This is a genomic window from Fervidobacterium sp. (assembly GCF_059913585.1).
This window is the reverse complement of sequence record NZ_DBOLZL010000017.1, coordinates 1-25,786: the sequence shown is the minus strand read 5'-3', so window position 1 is coordinate 25,786 and position 25,786 is coordinate 1. Positions and strand designations below refer to the sequence as shown.

The following is a 25,786-nucleotide window of genomic DNA, read 5'->3' as shown; positions in this document are numbered from 1 at the left end:
CTATTACTCAGGCATAGGAGGTGTAACTATGGATAACACATTAACGTGGGTTTTGGTTGGGGTTCTTGTTGCCGCGGTTGTTGTTGGTGGGATTTTTCTTCTCATGCCAAAGGATAAGTACATCGAAGTTGACGGCGTAAAAGTCTGGAAGGTTCCAAACGATGCGGAGATTATTTTTGTTGACCAGTCAAAAGCATTGAGTGTGAAGACTCTTGTTCAAAAAGGTCAACTGATAGCATTTGAAGGTGAGGCACAAGGTTTGGGAACAACACAGGATAGAGAAAAAGCAAAGATACGTGCATATCAAAAGATTGCAGAGTTTTTGAACGCAAAGGTTACAACATTTGCACAACTTGTAGAAGGTCAGCTACAAAATGTGCAGGTATCCGGCAGTAAGAAACAAGAGGTAGTGAGTGCGTCAGTGGACGCATACAAAAGAGTAACGGAATTGTTTGCTGAAGGAAGAGTGTCAGGTGCCTACGAATTTGCAGCGTGGAAGGTTAAGAGAGATAACCTGGTTTACACATACGTGCTATTAGTGTACGACCCGGCTCAGATTTTGAAATTGATAGAGGTTGATGCTTTGGTGAAACAAAAAGTGGACGAGCTTGGAAAACAAGGGGTTAACTTCTTTGAGAACTTGAATGCTGTCTTACAAGAAGCAACTAAAGGGACACCAATGGAAAAGAAATAATAAGTTGGTCTGCGATGCCCCCTGCTATAAAGCAGGGGGTTGTTTTATTGGGGTTTTTAAAGAGGAGGTGTTCCTATGGATTCGACAACACTGTTGATAATTTCCGCTTTGTTGATAGGTATTTTAGTTGCAGGTTTCTTTCTCTTAATACCCAAACCTGAAGTAAATCAGCCTGATACATCGTCTGCTATTAAGACTATGGAGGACATAAATAAGACAATAAGCACAGCTACAAGTCCTGGCACTGCCCAAGAGCAAGTTCAGCCACCTCAAGCAACACAACCATCACAATCTTCTCAGCCTTCGTCACAGCCTCAACAATCCCAGGCATCGGTTCAAATATCACCAGTGCAACCTCCAGCACAGCTTTCGAATGCATATATCGAAGTCTTTGGTGAAGGTTACGGCAAAACGGAATTAGAAGCAGAAGAAATGGCCAAAAACAATGGACTCCAAAAGCTGATTGAACAACTGTACGTGGAAGTAAAATCCTCCGCTGTATTAAAAGAAAAGCTTACAACGATGATTCAAGATGGAAAAGTGAAGGAAAAATTCGAAACTCAATACGAAAAGACGATTCAAACGAAGTCAGAAATGGAATTACTGGGGGTTTCGTATAGAACTACAGAGAGGAAGAAAGTTGGAAACCAGTATTATGCAAAAGTCCAAGTATATATAGAGGCCGAAAAAGCAAAACAGCAATTAGAGGCATTTCTCGCTATAAGACTTGGTAAATCACTGCTTGACTCTAAGATGATATTTTCCGCAAAGGCTATTGCTGATAAATACGAACCTCTTTTGTCAGCAAATACTTTTCCTCCAAAGACTGCAGAAGAGCTGATTCAAATTGTAAATGATATCAGAAGGAGATACGATAGGGTTCAAAACCTCACCGCTAGTATAAACTCCGCACGAGTTACTGATAAGAAAAGTGCACTAGAAGTGGCTAACTATTTAAACGAATTGTTCTCGATGGTTAATGACTTACCGCCTGGTTCCGTGGATGTTGACAAACTTACGCCGTTTTTGAATGACGTGAAAATATCGATTAAAGGTCCTCAGGATGTACTACTTGGAGAACAAGTAAAACTTGAGATTTTTGTAGAACCTACTCAGGTAAAATCGTTGTGGGTTTTCGGAGAACAGGTTGAAGCACAAGACTTGGTAACACTTAGCGATGGGAATGCTGTATTGTCTGTGCTTGTCAAATCTAGCACGTCAAAGGTAACAGTTTCGCTCGCCGGAATGGTAAATGCTACATGGGCTCCAGGAAGCGTTAGGGTGAACCCTGACATACTGAAAACGGTCTACAAAACAGACGCAGAGTTAAAGATTTTAGCCGGTGGGACTGCTAAGATAATATCAGACCAAAAGTTAATGCGTGAGAATGCTTTGAAGGATGCTTTAGTAAAAACTATGAAAAAAGCTGCCTCTGAGTTACTTATTGGTAGTGAGAGGGAACTGTTGGACGTTCCATTAGATGAATATATTCTCACCAAAGTTATTGGAGCCATCGACTACGAAATATCGGCAACAGGAGAATACGCAGGTTTATATTATGTCCTCGTGAGTTCAAAGATTAAGAAATATGATTTTGAGAATTATATTAAAGAAGCTTTGAAAAATGCCCCGGTCGGCTTTGCATTGGTTCTAACCGAAGGGGATAAATTAGGATACATCGAACCTGCGATAATTGATGGATTACTGTCTTCTGGTATAAAGCTCGTGTCTAAGGACTTCTCAAGGAAAATCCTGGAGGCCCAGGTAAAGAGTAATCTGCCACCAACTGTGCTGGCTAAAGTAACAGCATTGAGTGCAGCAAGGTACTTGATTTACGTGATTGTTAACAGTGCAGCAACGTACTTGCCAGATTACAAAGTTTATTCTGTTAGAACGTTGATTACAACACAGATTATTGACACTATAACTGGTAACATACTTGATACTTTAAGATTTGAGGAAGTTAACACAGGAGCTACTGAGCAAGCGGCTTTATCTAAGACAACATCTGGTCAAAAATTCAAAGAATACGTAGATGCTGTAGCAAGTTCTCTTAGATTCGAAAACGCACAACCAATTGCAGTTTACAAATACACGTTTGTGCTTGAAAGAGTAATCTACGGCTCCATTTTGCTTGATTACTTAAACGCGAATTATGATAAAGTTAGAGTTGTTGAAAAGACCGATACAAAATTGATAGTGGAGATAGAAAACGTTCCTATGGCTGATATGGAAAAATTCCTTTCCACAGTTGATGCTCTGAAAATTAAGAAGATATCGGATTTTAATTATCAAGTGACTAAGTAAAATTAATAAAATTTCCTCTAAGGAGGTGTGCTCACGTGATATTTGAAAACAACGGTGTTTTATGGGCTGTAGTAATATTATCAGCAGTATTGGGGGTGTTTCTTCTTTTTACGTTATTTCAACAGGACCAATATCAATGGATAACGGCTAACGGATATAAGATTCAAAGTATTCCCAAAGATGCTACTATTGTCTTTGTGAACAACAGTATGGAAAAAAGGGTTGGTGAGCTATACAAAGCGGGAAGATTAATCGCCTTTGTGGGCCAAAGCATAGGTGCAGGCATTGATACAGTTAGTGCAAGAGAAAAGGCAAAGATTAATGCATACAAAGAACTTGCTGAATATTTCAATGCCAAGGTTCAAACTTTTGCAGCGCTTGTTGAAGGTCAATTACAAAGTATTTCGAATTCAAAATCACAAGAGGTTAAAAGTATCGCCGTTGAAGCGTATAAAAGAGTAACGCAGATGTTCTCTGAAGCTCAAATTTCTGGTGCTTACGTGTACGCAATTTGGGAAGAGAGAGTGGGCTCACTCGTTTATACTAATGTATTGCTTGTATTTGACCCGGAAGGTGTCATTGAAGCTCTAAAAGCAAATGAAGAGATAAATAAGCAGATAGAAGAACTTGGAAAATCCGGAGTAGATTTCTTTAAAGCGCTGAATTCGATAATCGAGGAAGCAAAGAAATAATCAAGTGCAAAAGCAAAAAATAAAAAAGCGGGATGGTTTGTGTTCCTCCCCGCTTTTTTATTTATACATACTTACTTTTTAATCTCTACTAACGGCTGGATGGGACCAAAAGCTTTGAACGGCCACACTCTCAAAATAGGCCTACCAACAACGCAGTCTTTTGGAACAAAACCGAAATACCTGCTGTCTAAACTTTGAGAAGCATTATCTCCCATAAAGAAATAGAAACCATCAGGAATTTTCACATATACCTGTCCGTTTTCTTCCCATACATAGTCCGAAAGTTTTATACCATTCGGTTGCAGATATCGGTCTACAAAAACCGTGTAATCTATACCGTAGGGCACGGGATCAAGTCCACCTAAGATACTAAAGACAATATTGGTTAGCTCTGTTCCTTCTTTAGACGCGAGTTCGAAAAGAAAATTTTTGTACTGGGTTTTATCGTTCTTATACTTACTCGCTTCAGCTAGGTATTCCCACAGCTTTGGATATCTAAAAATGCCCTCTCTAGTGTAATTAACATCTTTTAAATGCTCAGGTATCTGGCCGTTGACGAACAGCTTCCAGTTTCCGTCCACTTCTTTCAAAGTTATTACGTCTCCTTCTTTCGCCACCAACCTTTTCACATACTTTACCGAGCCTTTGAACTGCCTTGGTGTGAATAAATCCATGAATTTATCAAATGCTCTAAGCATTTGCTGAGCGCGTTCATCCGGGAACGGAGTATAAAAGACGACAATTTCGCCAACTTCAGGTTCACGTGCAGAATACGTTATCTTCTCAACAAAAAGACGGTCCCCCACATTTATTGTGGGGACCATTGATGGAGTGGGAACAAGCATCGTTTCAAATACAAAGACCCTTATGATTGTTGCGGCAACGATAGCGTATATAAGTGTTATGACTATCTCCTTTGCTAAATTCTTCCCTTTATTCAGTTTGTTGTTCTCAGATTTTTTCTTTGAGGGCATTTTATTTTCTCTCCTTAATCTTCACCTTACCCTTGATATTTCTGAGGTAATAGAGTTTTGCCCTTCTTACACGACCTTTTCTGAGAACCTCTATCTTCTCGATGGTAGGAGCGTAAAGTGGGAAAATTCTTTCGACTCCGATACCACCTGCAGCGATTCTTCTGACCGTGAATGTTTTGCTGATACCGGAACCTCTGATGGCAATAACTATACCTTCGTAAGCCTGAACTCTTTCCTTGTCTCCTTCTTTTACTTTGACATGAACTCTTACAGTATCCCCAGGTCTGAACTCTGGAACTTCTTTCAGTTGACTTTTCTCGATGATTCTAACAAGGTTGTCCATGCTCATATGTATAACCTCCTTTTCAAATTCTTATTTTTCCGTTTTTTCTAGAACAGCCTCTCCGATTAATCTATCCAAGATTATCGCAACAGCTGCTCTAACTGATAAGTGGTTAAAATCACTTTTGCCACGGATAGGTTCTAGGGAATAATCGCACATATCTTCTAATTCCTTAGGCATTCCCCATCCTGTTCCAAAGAGCAACAAGATAGGTCTTTGCTCATTCAGTACAATTTTCCTACCCTCTTCATATGTTATTGTGTTTGGTCTGACCTTTGCTGAAGTAAACATCATTATGGGTTTCTGACCTTCGTTTTTTTCTATATCATCTATTACATCTTCAACATATGATTTGAGCTCGACTATAGACAATGCATCTGAACGGTTGGGATTGTAAGTTTTCCCAAATCCATCAGTCCAATATCCAAGGACCTTTTTTACTATATCTTGTTGAGCAGGAAGATGTGTCACGACGTAGTATTTTTTTATGTTGTACGTCCTTGAGCTACGAGCTATGTCGTGAATGTCAAGGTTTGTAACTGCGGTTGTTATAATCCTACCGTCTCTACCAAGGACAGGATAGTGAATCAGAGCTGTATATATTTTATCGAGCATCTCTAATCAGCTCCTTGAAAAGGCTTATTAGAGCCTTCTTGTCTAATTCATCGAATTCATGTTTCATAAAGATATCCGGTCTTTTTAGCATCGTTTTTTTCAATGATTCTTTCCGTCTCCAAAGTTCAATTTCTTCGTGGTTACCGCTTATCAAAACTTCAGGAACAGACATACCATCTATTTCTCTTGGTCTTGTGTAGTGTGGATGGTCTAACAAATTGTTGTAGAAAGAGTCGTTCTTAACAGATTCTTCTTCTACCACACCTGGAACAAATCTTGAAACTGCATCGACAATAACCATTGCAGGAAGCTCTCCACCTGTGAGTACATAGTCACCTATTGAAATCTCATCGTCCACAAATTTCATAACGCGTTCGTCGATTCCTTCGTATCTTCCGCAGATGATTACAATCTGTTCTTTGTTGGCGAGCTCCATAGCAACTTTGTTGTCGAGTCTTCTGCCTTGGGGAGAAGTGAGAATAACATAAGCCTTTCCATAGTTACTTTGAAAAAACTCAAAGAAACGAAAGAACGGCTCAGGTTTCATAACCATGCCAGGCCCGCCACCATATGGATAGTCATCCACAACCTTGTGCTTGTCAGTTGTGAAATCACGCAGGTTGAATATATCGATGTGTAAAAGACCATTTTCAACTGCTTGGGCAATTACTCCGTATTCTCGTATAACTTTTACAAAGTCTGGAAATATGGTGACGATACCTATCCTCACTCCAACCACTCCGGCATCTTCACATGAATCTTCTTTGCCTCTTTATCTATCTTTGTAACATACCTTTCGATAACTGGTATGAGAACCTCTTCTTTACCTTTCTTTACTACTATTACATCATTGTTCCCTGTTTCTATCACATCTTCCACGATGCCAACGGAGTTCCCGTTTTCATCTATAACCTCGCAATCAAAAAGTTCGAAAAAGTAGTATTCGCCGTCTTTTGATTTTGGGAAGAACGACTTATCAACATACAAGACAAAACCTTTGAGTTTTTCCGCCTCGGATATGGTGTTGACACCAGCTATGTGGACTATGTAATAGTCATGGGCTCTTCGGCTGGTTTCAATGCGTATATAAGCGAATTTTTTCTGAGACTCGTTGTAAGCAACGACTTCCGTGAGTTTTGAAACAAGCTCTGGCATGTTTGTAAAAAGATGCAGTTTTAGGTCGCCTTTCAGCCCATGGGTATTGCTTAACACACCAAGGGCCACCTTGTCTTTCAGTAACTCTTCAACTCTTTTCATCATCTTATCACCTTCAGGATGAAGTCAGAATCATCGGCCATAGCAGACAACAAAATTTTGATTGATTTAATAGTTCGCCCGTCCTTGCCGATAATCTGACCTACATCCTCTGGATGCACCGAAATATCGAAAACCTTTTTTCCGTCCTCTGTGTATTCAACGACTACTACATCATCTGGATGTTTAGCTATCGATTTGAGGACGTACTCAAGAAAATCCTTCACACTTATGCCTCCTTCTTGGCTTTGGCAGCTTCAAGTTTTTCATAGAGGCCTAACTTACCAAGCAGTTTAGAAACAGTTTCGCTTGGTTGTGCACCTTTCAGCATCCATTCAACAGCTCTGTCGATATCAACCTTAACTTCGTAAGGTTCTTTAAGTGGGTTGTAGTAACCAAGACTTTCAATGTAAGCTCCGTCTCTTTTTTTCCTCTGATCAACAACAACGATTCTGTAGAATGGTTGTTTCTTCTTTCCCATGCGTGTAAGTCTAATCCTTACCACTAACAACACCTCCTAAGTTCTTTTGTGATGAGATTTACTGAATTGTATTTTCTTAAAACTTCAAACCTCGAAGGCCAAATGGTAATTTTCCCCTCTTCATCATTTTCATTAACTTTTTCATTTCTTCGTATGATTTCAGTAGTTTGTTTATATCTTGAACGGTTGTTCCGCTTCCCATCGCTATCCTTTTTTTCCTACTGGCGTTCAAAATAGCCGGATTGTTCCTTTCCTCTGGGGTCATTGAGTTGATTATCGCTTCAATTTTTTTCAGTTCCTTTTCGCTGGTGCTTAGGTCAATATCTGGTGTTCCAGGTAACGCTTCGAGAATTTTTTCAATCCCTAGCTTTTTTATCTCTTTTATCTGTTCTCTGAAGTCTTCAAGCGTGAACTCGGCTCTCATAAATTTTTCGCCCATTTTTTGCATCTTTTCTTGGTCAAGTTCACGCTCAACTTTTTCAATCAAAGAAAGCACATCGCCCAGACCAAGGATACGGTTCGCTATTCTGTCTGGATAAAATTCGTCGAAATCGTCGATTTTTTCACCAACACCGACAAACTTGACAGGTTTACCTGTAATGTATCTGATAGTAAGTATCACACCACCGCGTGAATCACCATCCAACTTTGTAATGACGAAACCTGTTATGTTTAGTCTTTCGTTGAAAACTTTGGCTGAATTTACAGCATCTTGTCCAGCCATTGCATCAACAGTTAAGAGTATCTCGTCTGGGTTTACCATTGCCTTTATCTTTTCGAGTTCTTCCATCATTTCATCATCTATGTGCAAACGTCCAGCTGTATCGAGGATTACTACATCATATCCACTATCTTTAACAGTCTTTATAGCTTCTTCGACTATTTTCAGTGCGTTTTTCCTGTCTCCGGTGATTACAGGGACACCTATCTTCTTTCCTAAAGTTTCAAGTTGGTCAATTGCCGCTGGCCTGTAAGTGTCTGCTGCCACTAAAATCGGGTGTTTGCCTTGTTTTTTTAGGTAATTAGCAATTTTTGCAGCGCTTGTTGTTTTTCCTGTACCTTGCAAACCTACCATCATAACGTAGGAAGGAAGATGGATAAGCCTGAAAGGTTCTCTTTCTCCAAGTAGTTTTATCAATTCATCCCTGACAATTTTAATAAACATCTGATCCGGTGTCAGTGATTTTAAAACTTCCTCACCAAGTGCACGCTTTTTTACATTCTCAACGAACTCTTTGACAACTTTGTAATTAACATCAGCAGCAAGAAGCGATGTTTTCACAATTTGTATCGCTTCTTCTATATTTTTTTCAGTAATTTTACCTTTCCCAGATAACACCTTAAAAGCATTTGATAGCTTATCTCTCAAACCTTCAAACATAAAATCACCCCACCGAAGTCGTACAGAAAATATAATACAGCTTCGAGCAAAAAAATCAATTAACTGGACAATACTAAAGTAACAAAAATGGAAATTGTATATGAATTTTAGGTATCAGACAATGTATGTGTTTACTTAACACACATGATTTTTGTTACAGAAAAGAAATATAAATTACTCGGCGTGTAGTGGTATAATTTAGAATGTGTTCTATTTATCATGCTTTATATTCACCGAATTAATTAATAAAGCCGAAGCATTTTGCGAGTGCTTATCAAAACATTTTTCGGGGGGAAGTCTTTTGATATGGCTTGTTAATACTTACACATTCCTTGTGGGGCTGTCCAGAGCATTTTACACCGCACTTTTTAACCTATACTTAAAAGAAAACGGAATTACTAACCAAGTTATTGGGACCGCAACGTTCTATTATTCTTGGGGACTTGCTTTTGGTGGTTTCCTCTTTGCTAGCTTATCTGATAGAATTGGAAGAAAAAAGACTATCCTTCTTACGATGCCCATCTATACGTTATTTGGGCTGTTGCGTCTTCTGAATGTTGGCGTAATAGGATGGTTGTATTTTGTTTCGTTCCTTTTCGGTTTCTTTGATACCTCTATTATCATGCCAACTATAACTGTAATAGAACATTCTGATGAAAAAAAGAGGCTGAGAAATTCAAATATAAACTTTGCGATAGTTCTTCTAACAGGTGTAATTGGTTACTTTGGAGCGGGGGTGCTTGGAAAGTCGCTAGGAATTTTTCCCACGCTTGTTTTGTCAATGATATTAGCTCTTGTCTCTATTGCTCCAGTTTTTGCGTTTCCGAACGTTAAGGTCAGTAAGAAAAGAAAAAAGAAACAAAGTCTTACAAGAACTCAAAGAACAATGCTCATTTACTATTTGCTTTCCGGTGCTTTGGTAAGTCTTGCGGCTGGGGTCTTTATAAACTTTGGAAATGTTATATTTTACGATTTGTTCAAGTTCTCAACGTTGGCAATTACAACGGTTCTTGCTGTATCCCAGTTATCAACTGCAGCAACATCGTTGTTTTCACACAAACTAACGGCTAAATATGGGTACAAATTAACTTTATTCTTGATATATCTCGGTGTTACATTGCTTATATTTATGATGTCATTATTTACGCTAAACTCCTTTGTTTTTAGCGTTGCTTACGTACTCAGGTATGTGCTAATAAACATTTCAACACCAATGTATATGGTTTTCTGTTTATCTTACCTTCCAAAAGCAAGTTTAGCAACCTATTCAGGACTTAGCTACTTTCTTAATAACGTCATGAGAGCTTCATCAGCACAACTTTTCGCAAGTTTGTCGAAAAGCGGGGTAACAGACTATAACAAACTCTTCTTTGTATCAGGTTTCTTCTACTTATCCAACACTCTGATAACATTACTTGCTTTTTATTTAATGTACAAACTCTCTCAAAACGAAACTACATCTAGCAAGGAGTTAAAGAAAGAAGAGAACGTAAGAGAAGGAAGGACATATCAAAGAAGGTATTATTTCACTTATAGGCGTTCTAAAAGGACCAAGAATACAAAAGTTAGTGTGCATTTCCATAACACCCGATTGTCAAGAGGAAGGTTTAATTCAGGCAAGTAAAATGAGAGGGGATGGCATATTTTTTACACAACGTGATGTCGAAGGTTGATTGAAAAAAGACTTAGAAAAAGCTAAAAAATTCATATCCTGAGAGTGATTTTAGACTTAAAGTCTTCTTTTCTTAATTTTGTGATATAATTGAGATATGTTACCTTAATTTTTTTAGAAGGATGTGATTATTCATGGGTATTAAAAGTGGTGACAAGGTGAAGGTCCATTACACAGGTATGTTTGAAGACGGGCAAGTTTTCGACAGTTCTTACGGCAGGCAACCGTTAGAATTTGTTGTAGGTGCTGGACAAGTTATTCCAGGCTTCGAAGAGGAAATTCTGGGATTAGAAGTTGGGGATAAAAAGAGGTTTACAATACCTTATGAAAAAGCCTACGGACCAGTGAGAGATGATTTGAAATTCTCGGTTCAGAGAAACGTTTTACCCGAGGATGTTAATGTTGGAGATTTGCTTGAAGTTCATCAACCAGATGGTAATTTTTTTGTTGTCCGTGTTGAAGAACTTGATGATGAAGTTGCAATTCTTGATGCCAATCATCCGTTAGCAGGCAAAAACCTTGTCTTTGAGGTTGAAATCATAGAGATTTCTTAATGTCTCTCGATTACGAAGTTGTTACAATAGCTTTATGCGCGTGTGCATCTTGGTTGAAGGAACCTATCCGTACATAACTGGAGGAGTTTCCTCTTGGATACAGATGTTAATTGAAAATATGCCTGATATCGAGTTTGACGTTGTCCACTTAGCTCCATGGAAGTGGACACGTTCTTTTGGTTATAAACCACCAAAGAATCTGAAATATATATACGAATACCTTCTCTTTTCAAGCGACTTCTCGAAAACAAATATCGCTTTTGATGAAAGAGAATTGGTAAGATATGTCAGACAATTAATAGAACTAAAAGAAGAAAGAGCTAAGTATTTTGCGAACATTCTAAAGGTAACTGCAGGTAAGCACATTGATTACTTGTTACTTAGCCAAACTTTTTGGGACTTTTTGAATGACATATACGTCAGGTACTTTCAAGAAGAAGGTTTTCCTGGCTTTTACTGGACTGTCATAGGTTTCATAATCCCCATTCTTGGTGCAATCCAAGCCTTGCCTCCGAAAGCAGATATCTACCATTCCACCACAACAGGTTACGCTGTGTTAAGCGCTCTCACTGGAAAGTATTATCACGGTGGGAAATTGATAGTCACGGAACACGGTATATATCATAGGGAAAGGGAGATAGAAATTACGAAATCGAAAAGTGTACCAGAAGTGTATAAAAAACCTTGGATAGAAATTTTTAAACTTATCAGTGAGACCGCTTATGCAGAGTGTGATGCCTTGACCACCCTTTTTGAGAAAAACCAAATCTTTCAATTCGAATTAGGTGCTGATTTTAGAAAGATGCATGTTATACCTAACGGTATAGACGTTAAAAAATTCTCAACTATAAGGAAACTTGAAAATGATACGTTTAATGTAGCAATGGTTGGAAGGGTGGTTCCAATAAAGGATGTGGTAACTGGTATAAAGGCGTTTGATGCGTTAGTCAAGGAAGTTCCAAATTCGCGACTATACATTATAGGACCAACTGATGAAGATGAAGAGTATTATCAAAGGTGTGTAAATCTTGTTGAGCTTTTAGGTTTAAGCGGAAAAGTTATCTTCACAGGTAAAGCCAATGTAATCGACTACTACGGAATGATGGATGTGTTATTGATGAGCAGCATATCCGAGGGTCAGCCGTTGGTCCAGTTAGAGGCTATGGCTGCGGGATTACCTGTTGTTGTTACAAATGTCGGTAACTGCCCTGAGATTGCACTTGATCCAGAGGGACAATCAGGTTTTGTGGTGGAACCAAAAGATTATGTTGCTATGGCGGAAAAGCTAATTATTTTAGCTAAAGACAAAGCTCTTCGTGAGACTTTCGCTCAAAACGGCAGACGCGTGGTAAGTCAAAAGTACACATTAGATCGCATGATAAATTCTTACCGCCAACTTTATGAGGAGGTTTTAAGAAATGCTTAGAGTTTTTAGAAAATGGCTTTTTACTATCAGTTTGATTTTTCTGACAGTAATAGAGTTTTCCAACATAGAGGCGAAAGCTTTGTTACTTTACAAAGGTTCTGAACAAGGCTATGGTTACAATATTTTACTGAAATACTTCGCACCGGTCTTGAAAGAACTAATAGAAAGCTACGATGTTATCGATGTAGAAGGTGTTGATTTTTCTAGCATGGACCTTCAGCAGTACAATTTGATAATAACATGCTATTACAGTCCTCAGATGAGGGAGGCAAAAAAATACCTTGAAAAACTCACACATTTTTTGATAAATGGCGGGAAAATTTTAATTGTAAACAACTTGGGTGCGACTATCGATACGTCAGGTTCAAATCATCCTGGGCTTGCTGAAATTAACTCAGTTTACAACCTTTTAGGCATTTCTTACACTTTCAGTTGGAAAAAGGTAAAACCACTAAATGTGAATATAGACAACGAATACGCAGCTGCGGAAAGTTTTAAATTCGAAAATTTACGCGATGTAGAGCGATTTAAAATGATAAGCCCGTATGCAAAGAGTTTGATTAAAATAGAGACAGAGGATGAAAATACATACGACATGGCTATCCTGAGTAGTTTGGGAGGGCTAATCAGCTACAGTTACCTTTTCGACGACGAAGGAAAAGTTACACTTAATTTACACTTAATAATATCAAAGCTCCTTTTCGGTGATAACGATACTTTTAGGTTTTTAGTGGTTGGGCAGGATAACGCAGATTTAAGGAAAGCTTTGGATTATACGCTTTTAAGCTACGATTGGAAAAGTGCCGTGGTCCCGGTTCTATCGATTTACGATGCAGTAATTCTTGTCAACGGGATATTTCCTGTTTCAGACTCTAGATTATTGGAGTATACTACAAATGGTGGGACCGTGGTTGTAATTAGCAAGGGAGATGTTCAAAAATACATACCAGATTTGATAGTGGATAACAATGTTTTTCCAATGCCAAAAGATTACAAACTACCCTTTTCAAAATCTATTTCCGTGAAGAGGCCACCAAGTGGAGCAGTAAATCTTATAACTTCCTCATCGCAAGACAGCCTTGTGTGGAAAATTAACCTTGGACTGGGCCAGGTCATATTCTATCCACTTGATTTGTTGAAGAAAGAATATCGAGGTTTACTCATCCAAGTTATCTTGTCACAACTTCCAATATCAATTCAACCAATAGTAAATAGTTGGTCAATGTTCATTGATGATTTCCCATTACCAGCCTACAAAAGAAAGTTGGATATAATCACAAGGGAGTTTGGTGATATAACGGACAATGAATTCTATTACAACGTATGGTGGCCAGCGATGAAGCAATTAGCTAGAGAGTTCGGTATAAAATATACGACATTCTTTGTTGCAAACTACAATGCATCTGTAACATGGCCGTTCAGCTTCCAAGAATACACAAACACGCCTCAACAACTGCTTGCGCTGAAAGAACTACTAAATAGTAATTTCGAAATAGGTATACATGGTTACAATCATATTCCGTTAACAGCTGACCGATGGTCAGCAAAACAATTAGATTTGGTTTTATCTATTTTGAAGATATTCCTGAGGAACACACTTGGTGAAAGTTACATTTCTTATAGTTACGTAGCGCCTGATAACATAATAGACTTGTTCGGGGTAGAAAAGTTGTTAAAGTCCTTCCCAAGTATAAAGGTCATAGGGACGACCTACAGGGGAGCAAATACACTTTCTGAGTTTGAAATATTGTTTGACAAGGTAGTTGTAGTACCAAGAACTACGTATGGATATTATCCGGAAGACACACTAATTGCTAATTCTGTTTTAGCACTTATGTCACTTGGAACTTATCAGTATTTCTTACACCCAGATGATCTGTTCTCGAAAGATAGAAATCCTGATGGAAAGACGTGGAAAGAGATGTACGAGAGTCTGAGAAACTTCCTTTCTACCATGAAGCAGTATTACCCATTTCTTAGAAATCAATGGGTATCTGAAAGTGGAGATGTGATATACACTTTCTTTAAAGAACGTCCGATTATAAAAAAAGAATCAGGGAGCATTTCTGTTTCGCTGCCTATTGGATACCACCTTCCAAGATATTATTATTTGCGAGTCTCAGGACCTTTTACACTTTACGGTGGAAAAATTGTGTATTCTTATGGAAACTTAATAATTGTTGAACAAACAGAAAATAAGATGGAAATACGAAAATAGGAGGTTTTATTGGTGCACTACAGGTTTATAGCCTTAGACTTAGGTGATGACATTGACATTAAGAGATTGATGCAGGAAAAATCATCACATATTGAACATATAAGATGGGAAGAACCGTTTAAATTTAAATATGCACAGGGAACTGTTTACGTCTACTCCTTCGGAGCCGTGGTTGGATTGAATGTACCAAGTAATCAATTTAATAGCCTTGTTTCTGAACTCGATGAATATGTGATTGGTAACGTGAAGCACACAGCAACGGAAATACTCGAGGTGCTAGTCAACAAGGATACAAAAGACAGGGAAATCGAGATTTCAGAAGATAGAGTTTACGTACCAAGAATAGATGAAGGCGTGCTATCGACGGTCGCTTTTGTTTTAGCTCAGAGCGTTTCTTTGCACAGGATAGAGCAAAAAACAGGTCTTCTAATAGACGAAATCGAGAAATTTCTGTCAGAAAAGGGAAAAGTAGCGAAAGGTAGGAAGGCATTAGGACTTGCAATGAAGATACTAAAAACAAGACACGAAATACTTTCAGATGTTATGATACTTGATAAACCTGATATTGCCTGGGAAAACGAATTGTACGACCAGTTGTATCAGAAACTTGCCAGGTATTACGAGCTATCAAGAAGATACAAAAACGTGACAACGAAGTTGGACCACGCCTTCGAGGTTGCAAGTGTTCTCTTGGAGATTCATAGTGAAAGCAAAGCAAATTTCTTGGAATGGATGATTATACTGCTGTTTGTTTTAGAAATCGCCATGAGTCTTATCGAGAAGCTTTTTTAGAATGTTTTGTCTTAACAAAGTAGAGGTTTATAATAATATTAATCACTACATATTAAGGAGGGATAGCTATGAAGCGATATTTTGTTATACTTTTGTTGTTAGTAAGTTTACTTGTTCTCGCGGCAAAGATTACAGTGTTCCACATTAACGACACTCACGGACATGCTTGGCCGTTTACAGACTCTGCAGGAAATATCATAGGTGGTTTTTCAACGGTTGCCACAATTATTGATGCAGAAAGAAAGGTTAATCCTTATGTTCTTTTCTTGCATGCAGGAGATATAAACACAGGTGTTCCTGAATCAGACTTGTTAAACGCACTGCCTGACATATTTGTCCTGAATAGAATGAGACTCGATGCTGTTGCGGTTGGTAACCACGAATTTGACAAGCCAAGAGAAGTGCTTTTGAAACAAATAAGCTGGGCAAAGTTCCCATTTTTAAGTGCAAACATTTACAAAGATGGAAAGCCATTCTTTACGCCTTACATAATTAAAAACATTGGTGGAGTAAGAGTGGCAATCGTAGGTTTCACAACGGAACACACAAAGATACTTGAAGGCCCAAATTCTGAAGATTTGGAATTCAAGAATGTAATCGAAGTTGCAAAAGCACTGATTCCGGAAATTAGGAAACAAGCTGATATTGTAATTGCATTGACACACCTTGGCGTTGGTCAAGGTTATTCGGAACTTTACACAACCGCTGACCAATTGGCTCAGCAAGTTTCTGGCATTGATTTAATAATCGATGGTCACAGTCACACGAATCTTTCTCAACCCATAGTAGTTAACGGAGTTCCTATAGTTCAGGCATTCGAATGGGCAAAGGTGTTGGGAAGAGCCGATATTTACTTTGAAGATGGGAAAGTTACGAAAATAGAGTGGCAAGCAATACCCGTGGTTCAGGCTAAGGTTGTTGGAAAAGATGAGGCAGGCAAAAATGTATACCAGGTAATTACTCCTGAAGCAGCATATGTAAAGACAGCTCTCGATTATTTCAAAAAACTCGGTGGAGCAAAACTCGATACAGTAATTGGTTATACAGAAATCCTACTGAACGGAGAAAGGGCGGATGTTAGGTCCAAGACAACAAACCTTACCAATCTCATAACAGATGCTATGCTTTGGAAAACAGGAGTAGATGTAGCACTTACAAACGGTGGCGGAATAAGAGCTTCCATTAAACCTGGTGAGATTAAGATAAGAGATGTCCTAACAGTTCTCCCATTCGGAAACACATTGTATGTTTTGGAAATGAAAGGCTCAGACCTTCTCAAAGTTTTTGAATATGCTGCATCGGTTCCAAATGGGCAGGGCGCATTTTTGCAAGTTGCCGGTGCAACGTGGAAGGCAGAAGGAGGAAAACTTGTTGAAGTGCTCATCAATGGGAAACCGATAGACCCAGAAAAAGTGTATAAGGTAGTGACAAACAACTATATGGCGGCAGGTGGAGATGGATATGCAATGTTAAAGGGTCAGAAAGGATACGACACGTATTACGTTATGGCTGACGTTGTAGTTGAGTATATCCAAAAGGTGCTCGGTGGAAAGATTACAAGTTACGACGATAAACCAAGAGTTGAAAGAAAATAAAACCACAAAAATTAAAATCTACGGGCGGGATTGCAACCCGCCCTTTTTATTTTTTCACACTTAGATAAGTTGTGTCTGATATTAACTTTCTCTGTAAAATATTGTATAATAAATTTGAGGTGATGTTTATGGAAAGAAAGTATCAAATTTTGGAACTGCTCAAAAAAAGCAAGACTCCAGTTAAAGGTAAATACTTAGCAGAACTTTTTGATGTAAGTAGACAGATTATAGTTTCGGACATCGCGCAGTTGAGAGAAGAAGGACACAAGATAGTTGCTACGAGAGATGGTTACCTCTACGACTCAGGAAACAGGGTTCGCAGGGTTGTCGCTGTAAAGCATTCCTCGAAGGATATTTACGACGAGCTTAGGCGTATAGTCGAAAACGGAGGAAAAGTCTTGGATGTTATCGTTGAACATCCTGTTTATGGTGAAATTACTGGGAGGATAGACGTTTCAACTCTTGACGAAGTGGAGAAATTTGTTTCCCTCTTAGCTTCGAGTGGTACAAAACCCCTTTCCGAGATTTCAAATGGTGTACACCTTCATACCATAGAAGCCCCAGATGAAGAGACTATGGAAAAGATACTTAAAGCAATCAGTAAGTACAGACTCTCAAAAGATGATGCAGAGAAGAATGAAAAAACAGAAGATAATGAGTAACTTATCTTGCGGGAGGTGCTAAGATGGAGGCGTTGTTGATAGTTGATTTGCAGAATGACTTTGCAAAACCAGGCGGTGCCCTTTATTTCCCAGGTGCTGAGAATGTCATCCTTCCAATTGTTGAGTTATCAAAAGAATTCAAGAAAAGAGGCTTGCCGATTATATATACAAGAGATTGGCATGAGGACAACGACTACGAGTTTGATATATGGGGTGTACATTGCTTGCACGATACAAAAGGAAGTGAGATCGTTGATGAACTAAAAGAAGTGTTAGATGGATATGAAAAAGCTTATGAAATAAAGAAAAGCAGATACTCTGCATTCTATGGAACAAATCTTGAGAACTTGCTCAGAGAATTGGATATTAGAAAAGTTCATGTCGGCGGACTCGTAACCCATATATGCGTTCTGTTTACTGTTGAAGAACTGAGGAATCGAGGTATAGAAACAGTTGTATATTCTAACTGTGTCGATAGTTTCGACAAAGATATGCACAATTTTGCACTGCGCGAGATGAAGGAAGTTTTGCTCGCAAAGGTCATTTAGGCAGTTACTGAAAGCGTAATCAATCTTAATCCAATGTTAATTGTACTTATCTAAAAGTATGTTAAACTTACTTAGCATGTGCATAAGAACATAAAATACGCACAAATATGGTCCACTCCTTTCTCCTTGCGTGTGAGGTAAACCACCCGACTTAACCTGACAGGTAAGACGGCAAGGTGAGGGGTGGGAATTTCTAAATCCCGCAGGGAAGAAAGGTAGGAGTAGATATGAAGAAAACAGATATTACGAAAAGCGTTGAAAGAGAAAGTGGTTTCGAAGTTTTTGGCTTGAGTGAGGAAACACTCTCAGCTATTGAGAAGAAAGGTTACACTCAACCCACCGAAATTCAGAAGTTGGTGCTTCCCGTAGCTCTTGGGACTGATAAAGATATAATCGCTCAAGCTCAGACAGGAACAGGGAAGACAGTGGCATTTGCGATACCAATACTTGAACGTATAGATTTTAAGGTAGACAAGAGTATCAAAGCGTTGATAGTCACACCTACAAGAGAGTTAGCACTTCAAATATACGAAGAGATAAAAAGTCTTAGAGGGAATCGTAGAGTCAAAGTTTCTACTATCTACGGTGGTCAATCGATAGAACGGCAGCTTAAAGACCTTGGGAAAGGTGTAGATATCGTTGTTGGAACACCTGGAAGATTGCTTGATCATATATATCGCAAAACGCTCGATTTGTCCAATGTAAAATACTTGGTATTAGATGAAGCTGACAGAATGCTTGATATGGGATTTTTGGATGATGTGCTTGAGATAATTAAACAAACACCTGAAACGAAGCGCACATTTCTCTTTTCAGCAACAATGCCGAAGGAAATAGTAAACATTGCAAGAAAATTCATGAAGGATTACGAACATATATCCACTGTAAAAGAAGAACTCACAACAGGGAATGCAGAACAACTTTACTTCGAAGTTGAAGAGAGTGATAAGTTACCACTCTTGTGTAGAATAATTGATATGAATCCTGAGTTCTATGGTATTGTCTTCTGCCAGACAAAAGCCGAAGTTGATGAAATTGCTAAGAAACTGTCAGACCTGAGGTATAACGCAGATGGGTTGCATGGTGATTATTCACAATCTCAAAGGGAGCGAGTTCTCGATAAATTCAGAAAAAAGCAGTTGAACATACTTGTCACTACGGATGTTGCGGCAAGGGGAATAGATATAGAAGGCCTCACTCATGTTATCAATTACTCTGTTCCGAGAGACCCAGAATACTACGTACATAGGATAGGTCGAACCGGAAGGGCAGGAAAGAAAGGACTTGCGATTACATTCGTAACAAGGAGCGATTACTATCATTTTACAAGAGTAAAGAGATTTGCAAAGGCAAAGATAATGAAGGATAAAATCCCCATGGTTGAAGATATACTTAACAGGCAACTTGAAAGTGTTATCAATAGCATTAGGAAAGAATCATACGTTTCCAATGAACTCTTCAGACAAGTCGCTCAAAAATTGATCGAAGAGATGGGACCTACAGAAGCAGTTGAAATGTTACTTCATACCCTTTTAAAAGAGAAGATAGATATTACACGTTATGGAAACATCAAAGTGAAGGATTTTTCAAAACAATCAGAGAATAACTCGACTGTGAGATTATTTGTGGCACTTGGTTCTTCTAAAGGTTTGGATAAAAAGAGACTTGTTGAATACATATCTGAGAAGACGGGTATTGAACCAAAAAATATAAGCAATGTGCGAGTCTTTGAGACATACTCATTTATAGATGTTAACGAAGCCGATGCAGATGTTATTATGAGGACTCTAAACAAGAACACAGGAAAGAGTGGAAGATATTCGAAATCATCCAAACCATTAGTTCAGAAGGCACGAGAAAAGAAGTCGAATTGACGATGTTTAATTAAAAAGGCTCGCGTAAGCGAGCCTTTTTTGATTATCAGTTATTACTGACATTCGATTGTTTCACCTGGTTTCATAATAACACACCTGACTCCCATTTTTTCGACTTCTGTTTTGAATTTTTCGGGATCTGCTTTGATGATATCCCATGTGTTGTAGTGCATTGGAACAACTACTTTTGGTTTTATCATTTCAACAGCTGTTATTGCGTCTTCCACGTCCATAACGAAGTTCCCACCAATTGGTAGGAACGCAAGATCTACACCTTTAATTAACTCCATCTCCTTTGTCAATCCTGTGTCACCTGCATGGTATATGGTTTTGCCTTCCGTTTTTATCAAAAAGCCACAGGGGTTTCCTCCGTAAATAACCTTATCTCCTTCATGTATACCGGAACCATGGACGGCAGGCGTCAGTTTCACTTTTCCAAATTCAAAATAGTAAACTCCCCCGACATGCATAGGATGAACCTTGCAACCTTTTGCCTGCAAATAGTTGCATAACTCAAAATTTGCAATTACAGTGGCACCATACTTCTTTGCTAGTTCAACAGTATCGCCTACATGGTCACCATGACCATGGGTCACGAGAATGTAGTCTAACTTTGGTAGTTCAAATCCCTTCGGATAAGCTGGGTTACCACTTATAAATGGGTCGATAATTACGTTGTACTTCCCTTCAATTTCGCTAATCAACACTACAGCATGTCCTAAGAACGTCACCTTCATGCCTTTCACCCCCATTCACAGATTTTTTGGTAGGTTTTTTATTCATACAAGACAGCTTTAATTATTGCAGGTTCTAACCTGAATTTTGAGCCCTTGCCCTGCAAAAAGTGGTGAGCGGCGAGTAAATGAATAGATAATTCACTGAACATGAGCTCTTTACCGTTATTCAAGTTCTTTACCAGCGCCACTCTTTTTCTAAAAATCCCATCTTGGAAAGGACATGGTAGAAATCCCCTTGCCTCGTCTACTCTTATCTCCCATTTTTCATATTTTATAGGTTCTCCTAAACCTTTCAACCCCTCTTTCATGAGTTTTCTCATAAGCTTGGCTACTTCAACAAAATCTAAACCGAGGTATTGAAACTCTTCTTCGTCAGCAGCGATTATGTCTACAATATTTCTGTCATCATCTCCCAAAAATCCATCTGCTGTAATCTTTCCCGGTTTCATGTTTTCTTGTGCTTTAATATACTTGGGAGTCATTTTCATTTCGCTCACCCCCTATCATCGATTAATTATGCAAATTTGTCGTAATAAACATCCTTTACACCATATTTATCAAACACTTGAACACAAGCGTTTATCATCCCTGGGCTACCACACAAGTACCCTTCTTTTGGTGTGTCTTGGGGTATAACTGATGCCAAGTATTTATCCAAAACGTTTGTTATAAGACCGGTTTCACCTTCCCAGTCATCTTCCGGAAGAGGGTCTGAGAGAGCAGGGATGAAATGAAATTTCGGCCACTTCTTTTCAAGTTCTTGGAACATCTCCACGTAATAAAGGTCCCTTTTGCTACGTGCACCAAAGAAATACCACACATTTCTATCTGTTATTCCGCGTTCCCACATGTCAAAGATGATGGATTTTATAGGTGCCATTCCGCTTCCGCCAGCAACCATTATCATATCAGCGTTCGTTTCTCTCATGTAGAATTCACCAAACGGTCCAACCACTTCGACTAGGTCTCCTTCTTTCATATATTTATGAACGTAAGTTGTTGCAATTCCACCTGGAACTAATCTTATTAATAGCTCAATATGGTTCTTATCACTGGGGGAAGAAGATATCGAGTATGCCCTTTGTGTAGGTTCTTTAATGTTCTCATACGGTGGAATAACCAGTTGGACGTACTGACCGGCCTTGAAGCTTATCTCGTTAGGTTCCACTAAACGTATTCTGAGTTCTTTGATATCGTAAGTTACATCTTTAATTTTCTCAACGATACCCTTGAACTTTTTGATGTTGAACAGCTCTTCTGGCAAATATATTTTTATGTCTTTCTTCAGTTTTATCTGGCACGCTAATCTTATATTTTCAGCTATCTCTTCTTTTGACATATAAGGTAGTTCGGTTGGTAGGTGCGGACCAACGTCTGATAACACTTTCACCTTACAGGCACCACAACTGCCTCTTCCACCACATGCAGAGGGCACAAATATCCCAATTGAGCTAAGTGTATGGAGAAGAGGTGCTCCACCTTTCACTTTTAATTTCTTCTTTCCGTTATTAATATCAATTTCTACTTCTCCGTAGTTGTTGACAATACCATCAACAATGACTATTATCAAAGCCAAAGCAGAACTAATCATTGATACCACCAAAGGTGCAACGATTATTTCCATACTTATCACCACCCAACATCAATATAATCACTGAACGTTTATCATACCGGCAAAGCCAATGAATGCCATTGCCATTATCCCAATGGTGATAAGCGTTATACCGACACCCTTAAGTGGAGCCGGAACTGGCGCATTCTCTGTCTTCTTTCTGATAGCTGCCAAAAGAACAATTGCAAGCCACCAGCCAATTCCGCTACCGAGTCCGAAAAAGACAGACTGAATGAAGGAATAGTTTCTAAGTTGCATAAACAAGGCTACACCAAGAATTGCACAATTAACTGTTATCAAAGGTAGGAAAATACCAAGGACCATGTAAAGATTGGGTGAAACTCTATCTATTATCATCTCAAGAACTTGGACAATAGCTGCTATTACGATGATGTAGATTATGTATCTAAGATAACCTATATCTAGTGGAGTTATCACGTATTTTTCTAAAATCCAGTTAAGTGCAGTTGTTATTGTCATAACAAGTGTTACTGCAATGCCTAAGCCGTTGGAAGATTTCAAATCCTTTGAAATGGAAATAAACGAACACATTCCAAGGAAGTTTGTGAGTAGTATGTTACTGGTAAAAATGGAAGCGAAAAATAACACTAATGGATTAATATTTGGGTACATCATTTATTTTCACCCCCTGAGGACTGGCTCACATCTTTTTTAATCTGTATACCTCTGACTATCCAAATGAATGAGGCTAAGACAAAGAACGCACTTGGTGGCATAACCATAATCGTCCACTTCGGGAAGGAATTAGGCAAAACTTGGAAACCAAGGATTGTACCGAATCCCATAAGCTCTCTAAAAAACGCAACAACAACCAAAACGAACATATATCCAAGCCCTGCTGTAAAACCGTCCCAGAACGAAATCAGCGGTTTGTTTCCCTGAGCAAAAGCTTCCGCACGCCCCATGATTATACAGTTCGTAATAATCAAACCAACGTACGGTCCAAGTGCTTTACTTACATCAGGAACGTAAGCTCTGAGGACTATATCGAACATGATAACGTAGAACGATATCACAAGCACTTGCGTTATCATTCTGACCTTTCTTGGAATTAAGTTTCGCATTGCAGAAATTGTGAGGTTGGAAAGCGCAGTTACAAGTGTAACACCAATAGTCATTATAAGTGTGTTTCTCAAATTGTTGGTAACAGCAAGTGTGGAACATATACCTAATATTTGCACAATTACGGGGTTTTCGAACCAAAAGTTATTTTTCAATATCTTTTTGAACTCGGACATTTCAGTTCACCCCCAGTAACGATTTAAGAATAGGGATATACGTTGCAATTATCTTTTCTATAGATTTAGATGTTAATGTAGCCCCAGTTATTGCATCAACTTGTCCATCATCTTTGGAATCTGGAACCTTCGTTGTCGATACTAAAACTTTACCGTCAACGATTGCTTCGTTTCTAAATTGTTCTTTGAACCAACTTTCCTCAATTCGACCTCCGAGACCAGGTGTTTCACTTTGTGAGATAAAGTCTATACCTACGATTCTTGAAACTTCGCTATTAACAGCTATAACACCAGAAATATTTCCCCACAAGCCACTTCCATTGAAGAGGATGGCATAAACTTTCTCACCATCTACTTCCGCAGAAAACAGACTGTATGAATCCTTCATTTCCATCGTAACTTTTGATTTGAAAAGACCGATGGCTTCCTCATCGCTCGTATATGGAATTCCCATGGCATTAAGAACAGCCCGAATCATGAACAATTCTTGATTCTTTTTCACTTGCTGTGATGTCATAACATTTAAACCAGAAAGTATAACAAGAAACGTAAATGATACGATGAATGTGAAAATAACAGTGTAGACTTTACTGTCTCTATCGAATCTCATGCTTCCACCTTCTTCCCAGAAGCATCATTGCTTACGCTTTTTACTGGCTTTTTAACTTTTTTGTCCTTAATAGTCTCGTCAAGAAGTGGAGCAAACATATTTCCAATCAATATTGCAAAGCTCCATCCCTCGGAAAATAAGGAAAACGTTCGAATAACTACTCCAGATAAACCTATAATCATTCCATATATCCACATTGACTTAATTTTCTTGGGTGCGGTTATAGGTTCTGTTACCATGAAAACAGTAATAAAAAGCAAACTTCCAGAAAGCATTGCGGGAATCGTAGGTAACGATTTTGGAACGTTGAAAAGATCCAACAAAAAAGTGAGAAGCACGGCTGAACCATAGGTTGAGACCATTAATCTCCAATTTGCAGTCTTTGTCCATATCAAATAAATTGCAGCCAGTAATATGAGTAAAACAGGTGCCTCACCAATGGCTCCAGCCCGCCAACCAAGTAACAAATTCAATAAATCCACACTCTGCTCATCCCTAAGAATTTGTAATGGAGTTGCAGAAGTCGCTGCATCCAAGCCAAACAAAGATGGTTTAAGCCAACCAGATGTCATATAAAGTGGGAAGGTTATGTATATAAACAATCTACCGACAATTGCAGGATTAAAAACGTTTCTACCAAATCCACCGTATACTTCTTTTCCAAAAGCGACACCAAAGGCGATACCTATTATCGCTACCCAAAATGGGACAGAAGGTGGTAAAGAAAGCAAAAACAACATAGCTGTTACCAGAACTGCCTCGCTTACAGGTTTATTCTTACGTCTTTCAAAGAGGTATTCGACAAAGATAGCAGTGAGAAACACCCAGAATCCTAACCAGATAACGCGCAATCCATATGCAAAGATGGAAAACAACAGAATAGGTGTGAGCGCATAGAGCATCTTTCTCATCATAGGTTGTTTCTGAAACTTTATAGGACCTGTGGAACCCATTCTCACATCGCCCCCTTTCGATGGAAGTTATGGCATAACTGAGGATAATAGCTTGATAACATATGGATACACAATTAGAACCACTAAAATTATACCACGATTTTAACAATGTCTAACATTATCTATTTGAAACTTTGGGACAAAGTTTTAAAAGGCGAAGTTCCTTATCAATGGTATTTTGAAAAAAATTGATTACTTCACTTGTTTAAAACTGGAGTAGTTCTAATTAGCCTGTTCTAAGTGGTTTAGTTATATTTTGTTATATTGTTTGCTGTATGGTATAATATGTAAGAACAGTGCGAACACATCTCTGCTTATTTTTAAAGAATTCAAGGTTTAATCGGTTTTCTAAGGTTTTTTGTTGGAATAAGTCCAAAGTTTATCAACATTCAACTAGGAGTCAACTATGTAAAATTAAATTTTGAGTAGAAGACGAAAATGTATGATCAATATGGAATTTCTCTCGCTTTTTCATCATAGCAAATATTGTCCTTAGCAACTTGTGTGCTACACTCATCATCGCTTTTTTGTAT

At 38.6% G+C, this 25,786-nt stretch carries 27 protein-coding genes and 1 pseudogene; 12 read left to right on the top strand and 16 right to left on the bottom strand.

Annotation, left to right across the window (positions count from 1 at the left end; translation table 11 throughout):
- The first annotated feature begins 28 nt into the window (after nucleotides 1–28).
- From AC3M61_RS06670 to AC3M61_RS06660, 3 genes are all read left to right on the top strand, one after another.
- Nucleotides 29–694, top strand: a complete 666-nt coding sequence (locus AC3M61_RS06670) for a hypothetical protein (RefSeq protein ID WP_500780100.1) — start codon at nucleotides 29–31, stop codon at nucleotides 692–694.
- 75 nt (nucleotides 695–769) lie between these two features.
- Nucleotides 770–3,001, top strand: a complete 2,232-nt coding sequence (locus AC3M61_RS06665; protein ID WP_500780099.1) for a hypothetical protein — start codon at nucleotides 770–772, stop codon at nucleotides 2,999–3,001.
- Nucleotides 3,002–3,036: 35 nt separating this feature from the next.
- Entirely contained in the window at nucleotides 3,037–3,693 is a 657-nt protein-coding gene (locus AC3M61_RS06660; RefSeq protein ID WP_500780098.1) for a hypothetical protein, read from the top strand.
- Between the two features lie 71 nt (nucleotides 3,694–3,764).
- Here AC3M61_RS06660 and lepB read toward each other — a convergent pair whose 3' ends face one another.
- From lepB to ffh, 8 genes are read right to left on the bottom strand one after another with little or no spacing between them, the layout of a single operon-like run.
- Nucleotides 3,765–4,667, bottom strand: coding sequence for a signal peptidase I (lepB, locus tag AC3M61_RS06655; protein ID WP_500780097.1), 903 nt, complete (start codon nucleotides 4,665–4,667; stop codon nucleotides 3,765–3,767).
- A 1-nt stretch (nucleotide 4,668) separates the two neighbouring features.
- The gene (gene rplS, locus AC3M61_RS06650) at nucleotides 4,669–5,016 is read right to left on the bottom strand and encodes a 50S ribosomal protein L19 (protein ID WP_448378562.1); all 348 of its coding nucleotides are present in this window, start codon (nucleotides 5,014–5,016) and stop codon (nucleotides 4,669–4,671) included.
- A gap of 24 nt (nucleotides 5,017–5,040) precedes the next feature.
- On the bottom strand, nucleotides 5,041–5,625 hold the full coding sequence (locus tag AC3M61_RS06645) for an RNA methyltransferase (protein WP_500780096.1): 585 nt from the start codon (nucleotides 5,623–5,625) through the stop codon (nucleotides 5,041–5,043).
- On the bottom strand, nucleotides 5,615–6,355 hold the full coding sequence (gene trmD / locus AC3M61_RS06640; RefSeq protein ID WP_500780095.1) for a tRNA (guanosine(37)-N1)-methyltransferase TrmD: 741 nt from the start codon (nucleotides 6,353–6,355) through the stop codon (nucleotides 5,615–5,617). Before trmD ends, AC3M61_RS06645 begins: the two co-directional genes overlap by 11 nt.
- On the bottom strand, nucleotides 6,352–6,885 hold the full coding sequence (gene rimM / locus AC3M61_RS06635; protein ID WP_448378565.1) for a ribosome maturation factor RimM: 534 nt from the start codon (nucleotides 6,883–6,885) through the stop codon (nucleotides 6,352–6,354). Before rimM ends, trmD begins: the two co-directional genes overlap by 4 nt.
- Complete coding sequence (locus AC3M61_RS06630) at nucleotides 6,882–7,106, bottom strand: KH domain-containing protein (protein ID WP_014451475.1); 225 nt, start codon at nucleotides 7,104–7,106, stop codon at nucleotides 6,882–6,884. The genes rimM and AC3M61_RS06630 overlap by 4 nt, the downstream gene beginning before the upstream one ends.
- A gap of 2 nt (nucleotides 7,107–7,108) precedes the next feature.
- Nucleotides 7,109–7,384 carry a 30S ribosomal protein S16 gene (rpsP, locus tag AC3M61_RS06625; protein WP_014451474.1) on the bottom strand — a complete coding sequence of 92 codons (276 nt, stop codon included), beginning with the start codon at nucleotides 7,382–7,384 and terminating at the stop codon, nucleotides 7,109–7,111.
- A gap of 52 nt (nucleotides 7,385–7,436) precedes the next feature.
- A complete protein-coding gene (gene ffh, locus AC3M61_RS06620; protein WP_500780094.1) occupies nucleotides 7,437–8,741 on the bottom strand; it encodes a signal recognition particle protein in 1,305 nt (434 codons plus the stop codon).
- A gap of 301 nt (nucleotides 8,742–9,042) precedes the next feature.
- Between ffh and AC3M61_RS06615 the strand changes: the two genes are divergently transcribed.
- The 9 genes from AC3M61_RS06615 (at nucleotide 9,043) to AC3M61_RS06575 (ending at nucleotide 20,082) form a co-directional block, all read left to right on the top strand.
- Nucleotides 9,043–10,365, top strand: a complete 1,323-nt coding sequence (locus tag AC3M61_RS06615; protein ID WP_500780093.1) for an MFS transporter — start codon at nucleotides 9,043–9,045, stop codon at nucleotides 10,363–10,365.
- A gap of 182 nt (nucleotides 10,366–10,547) precedes the next feature.
- Entirely contained in the window at nucleotides 10,548–10,967 is a 420-nt protein-coding gene (locus AC3M61_RS06610; protein ID WP_500780092.1) for an FKBP-type peptidyl-prolyl cis-trans isomerase, read from the top strand.
- Between the two features lie 34 nt (nucleotides 10,968–11,001).
- Nucleotides 11,002–12,393, top strand: coding sequence for a GT4 family glycosyltransferase PelF (gene pelF, locus AC3M61_RS06605; RefSeq protein WP_500780091.1), 1,392 nt, complete (start codon nucleotides 11,002–11,004; stop codon nucleotides 12,391–12,393).
- Nucleotides 12,386–14,611: a DUF2194 domain-containing protein gene (locus AC3M61_RS06600; protein WP_500780090.1), complete on the top strand. Its 2,226-nt coding sequence runs from the start codon at nucleotides 12,386–12,388 to the stop codon at nucleotides 14,609–14,611. The genes pelF and AC3M61_RS06600 overlap by 8 nt, the downstream gene beginning before the upstream one ends.
- A 12-nt stretch (nucleotides 14,612–14,623) precedes the next feature.
- On the top strand, nucleotides 14,624–15,403 hold the full coding sequence (locus AC3M61_RS06595; RefSeq protein ID WP_500780089.1) for an RMD1 family protein: 780 nt from the start codon (nucleotides 14,624–14,626) through the stop codon (nucleotides 15,401–15,403).
- A gap of 68 nt (nucleotides 15,404–15,471) precedes the next feature.
- The gene (locus AC3M61_RS06590) at nucleotides 15,472–16,998 is read left to right on the top strand and encodes a bifunctional UDP-sugar hydrolase/5'-nucleotidase (protein WP_500780088.1); all 1,527 of its coding nucleotides are present in this window, start codon (nucleotides 15,472–15,474) and stop codon (nucleotides 16,996–16,998) included.
- Between the two features lie 128 nt (nucleotides 16,999–17,126).
- Nucleotides 17,127–17,660: a transcription repressor NadR gene (locus AC3M61_RS06585; RefSeq protein WP_500780087.1), complete on the top strand. Its 534-nt coding sequence runs from the start codon at nucleotides 17,127–17,129 to the stop codon at nucleotides 17,658–17,660.
- Nucleotides 17,661–17,683: 23 nt separating this feature from the next.
- Nucleotides 17,684–18,208 carry an isochorismatase family protein gene (locus AC3M61_RS06580; RefSeq protein WP_029684200.1) on the top strand — a complete coding sequence of 175 codons (525 nt, stop codon included), beginning with the start codon at nucleotides 17,684–17,686 and terminating at the stop codon, nucleotides 18,206–18,208.
- A gap of 227 nt (nucleotides 18,209–18,435) precedes the next feature.
- Complete coding sequence (locus AC3M61_RS06575; RefSeq protein ID WP_029684201.1) at nucleotides 18,436–20,082, top strand: DEAD/DEAH box helicase; 1,647 nt, start codon at nucleotides 18,436–18,438, stop codon at nucleotides 20,080–20,082.
- 53 nt (nucleotides 20,083–20,135) lie between these two features.
- Here the strand turns inward: AC3M61_RS06575 and AC3M61_RS06570 are convergent, their stop codons facing one another.
- The 8 genes and pseudogenes from AC3M61_RS06570 to AC3M61_RS06535 all read right to left on the bottom strand — a co-directional run.
- On the bottom strand, nucleotides 20,136–20,819 hold the full coding sequence (locus tag AC3M61_RS06570) for a metal-dependent hydrolase (protein ID WP_500780086.1): 684 nt from the start codon (nucleotides 20,817–20,819) through the stop codon (nucleotides 20,136–20,138).
- Between the two features lie 38 nt (nucleotides 20,820–20,857).
- Complete coding sequence (locus tag AC3M61_RS06565) at nucleotides 20,858–21,307, bottom strand: hypothetical protein (protein ID WP_500780085.1); 450 nt, start codon at nucleotides 21,305–21,307, stop codon at nucleotides 20,858–20,860.
- A 26-nt stretch (nucleotides 21,308–21,333) separates the two neighbouring features.
- Entirely contained in the window at nucleotides 21,334–22,443 is a 1,110-nt protein-coding gene (locus tag AC3M61_RS06560) for an NADH:ubiquinone reductase (Na(+)-transporting) subunit F (protein ID WP_500780084.1), read from the bottom strand.
- Nucleotides 22,444–22,470: 27 nt separating this feature from the next.
- The gene (locus tag AC3M61_RS06555) at nucleotides 22,471–23,067 is read right to left on the bottom strand and encodes an NADH:ubiquinone reductase (Na(+)-transporting) subunit E (RefSeq protein ID WP_500780083.1); all 597 of its coding nucleotides are present in this window, start codon (nucleotides 23,065–23,067) and stop codon (nucleotides 22,471–22,473) included.
- Nucleotides 23,064–23,690 carry an NADH:ubiquinone reductase (Na(+)-transporting) subunit D gene (locus AC3M61_RS06550; protein WP_500780082.1) on the bottom strand — a complete coding sequence of 209 codons (627 nt, stop codon included), beginning with the start codon at nucleotides 23,688–23,690 and terminating at the stop codon, nucleotides 23,064–23,066. The genes AC3M61_RS06555 and AC3M61_RS06550 overlap by 4 nt, the downstream gene beginning before the upstream one ends.
- Nucleotide 23,691: 1 nt before the next feature.
- Nucleotides 23,692–24,300: an FMN-binding protein gene (locus tag AC3M61_RS06545; RefSeq protein ID WP_500780081.1), complete on the bottom strand. Its 609-nt coding sequence runs from the start codon at nucleotides 24,298–24,300 to the stop codon at nucleotides 23,692–23,694.
- Nucleotides 24,297–25,253, bottom strand: coding sequence for an RnfABCDGE type electron transport complex subunit D (locus AC3M61_RS06540; protein WP_500780136.1), 957 nt, complete (start codon nucleotides 25,251–25,253; stop codon nucleotides 24,297–24,299). Before AC3M61_RS06540 ends, AC3M61_RS06545 begins: the two co-directional genes overlap by 4 nt.
- 400 nt (nucleotides 25,254–25,653) lie before the next feature.
- Nucleotides 25,654–25,786 (bottom strand): annotated as a pseudogene (locus AC3M61_RS06535) (IS110 family transposase); the annotation flags it as partial.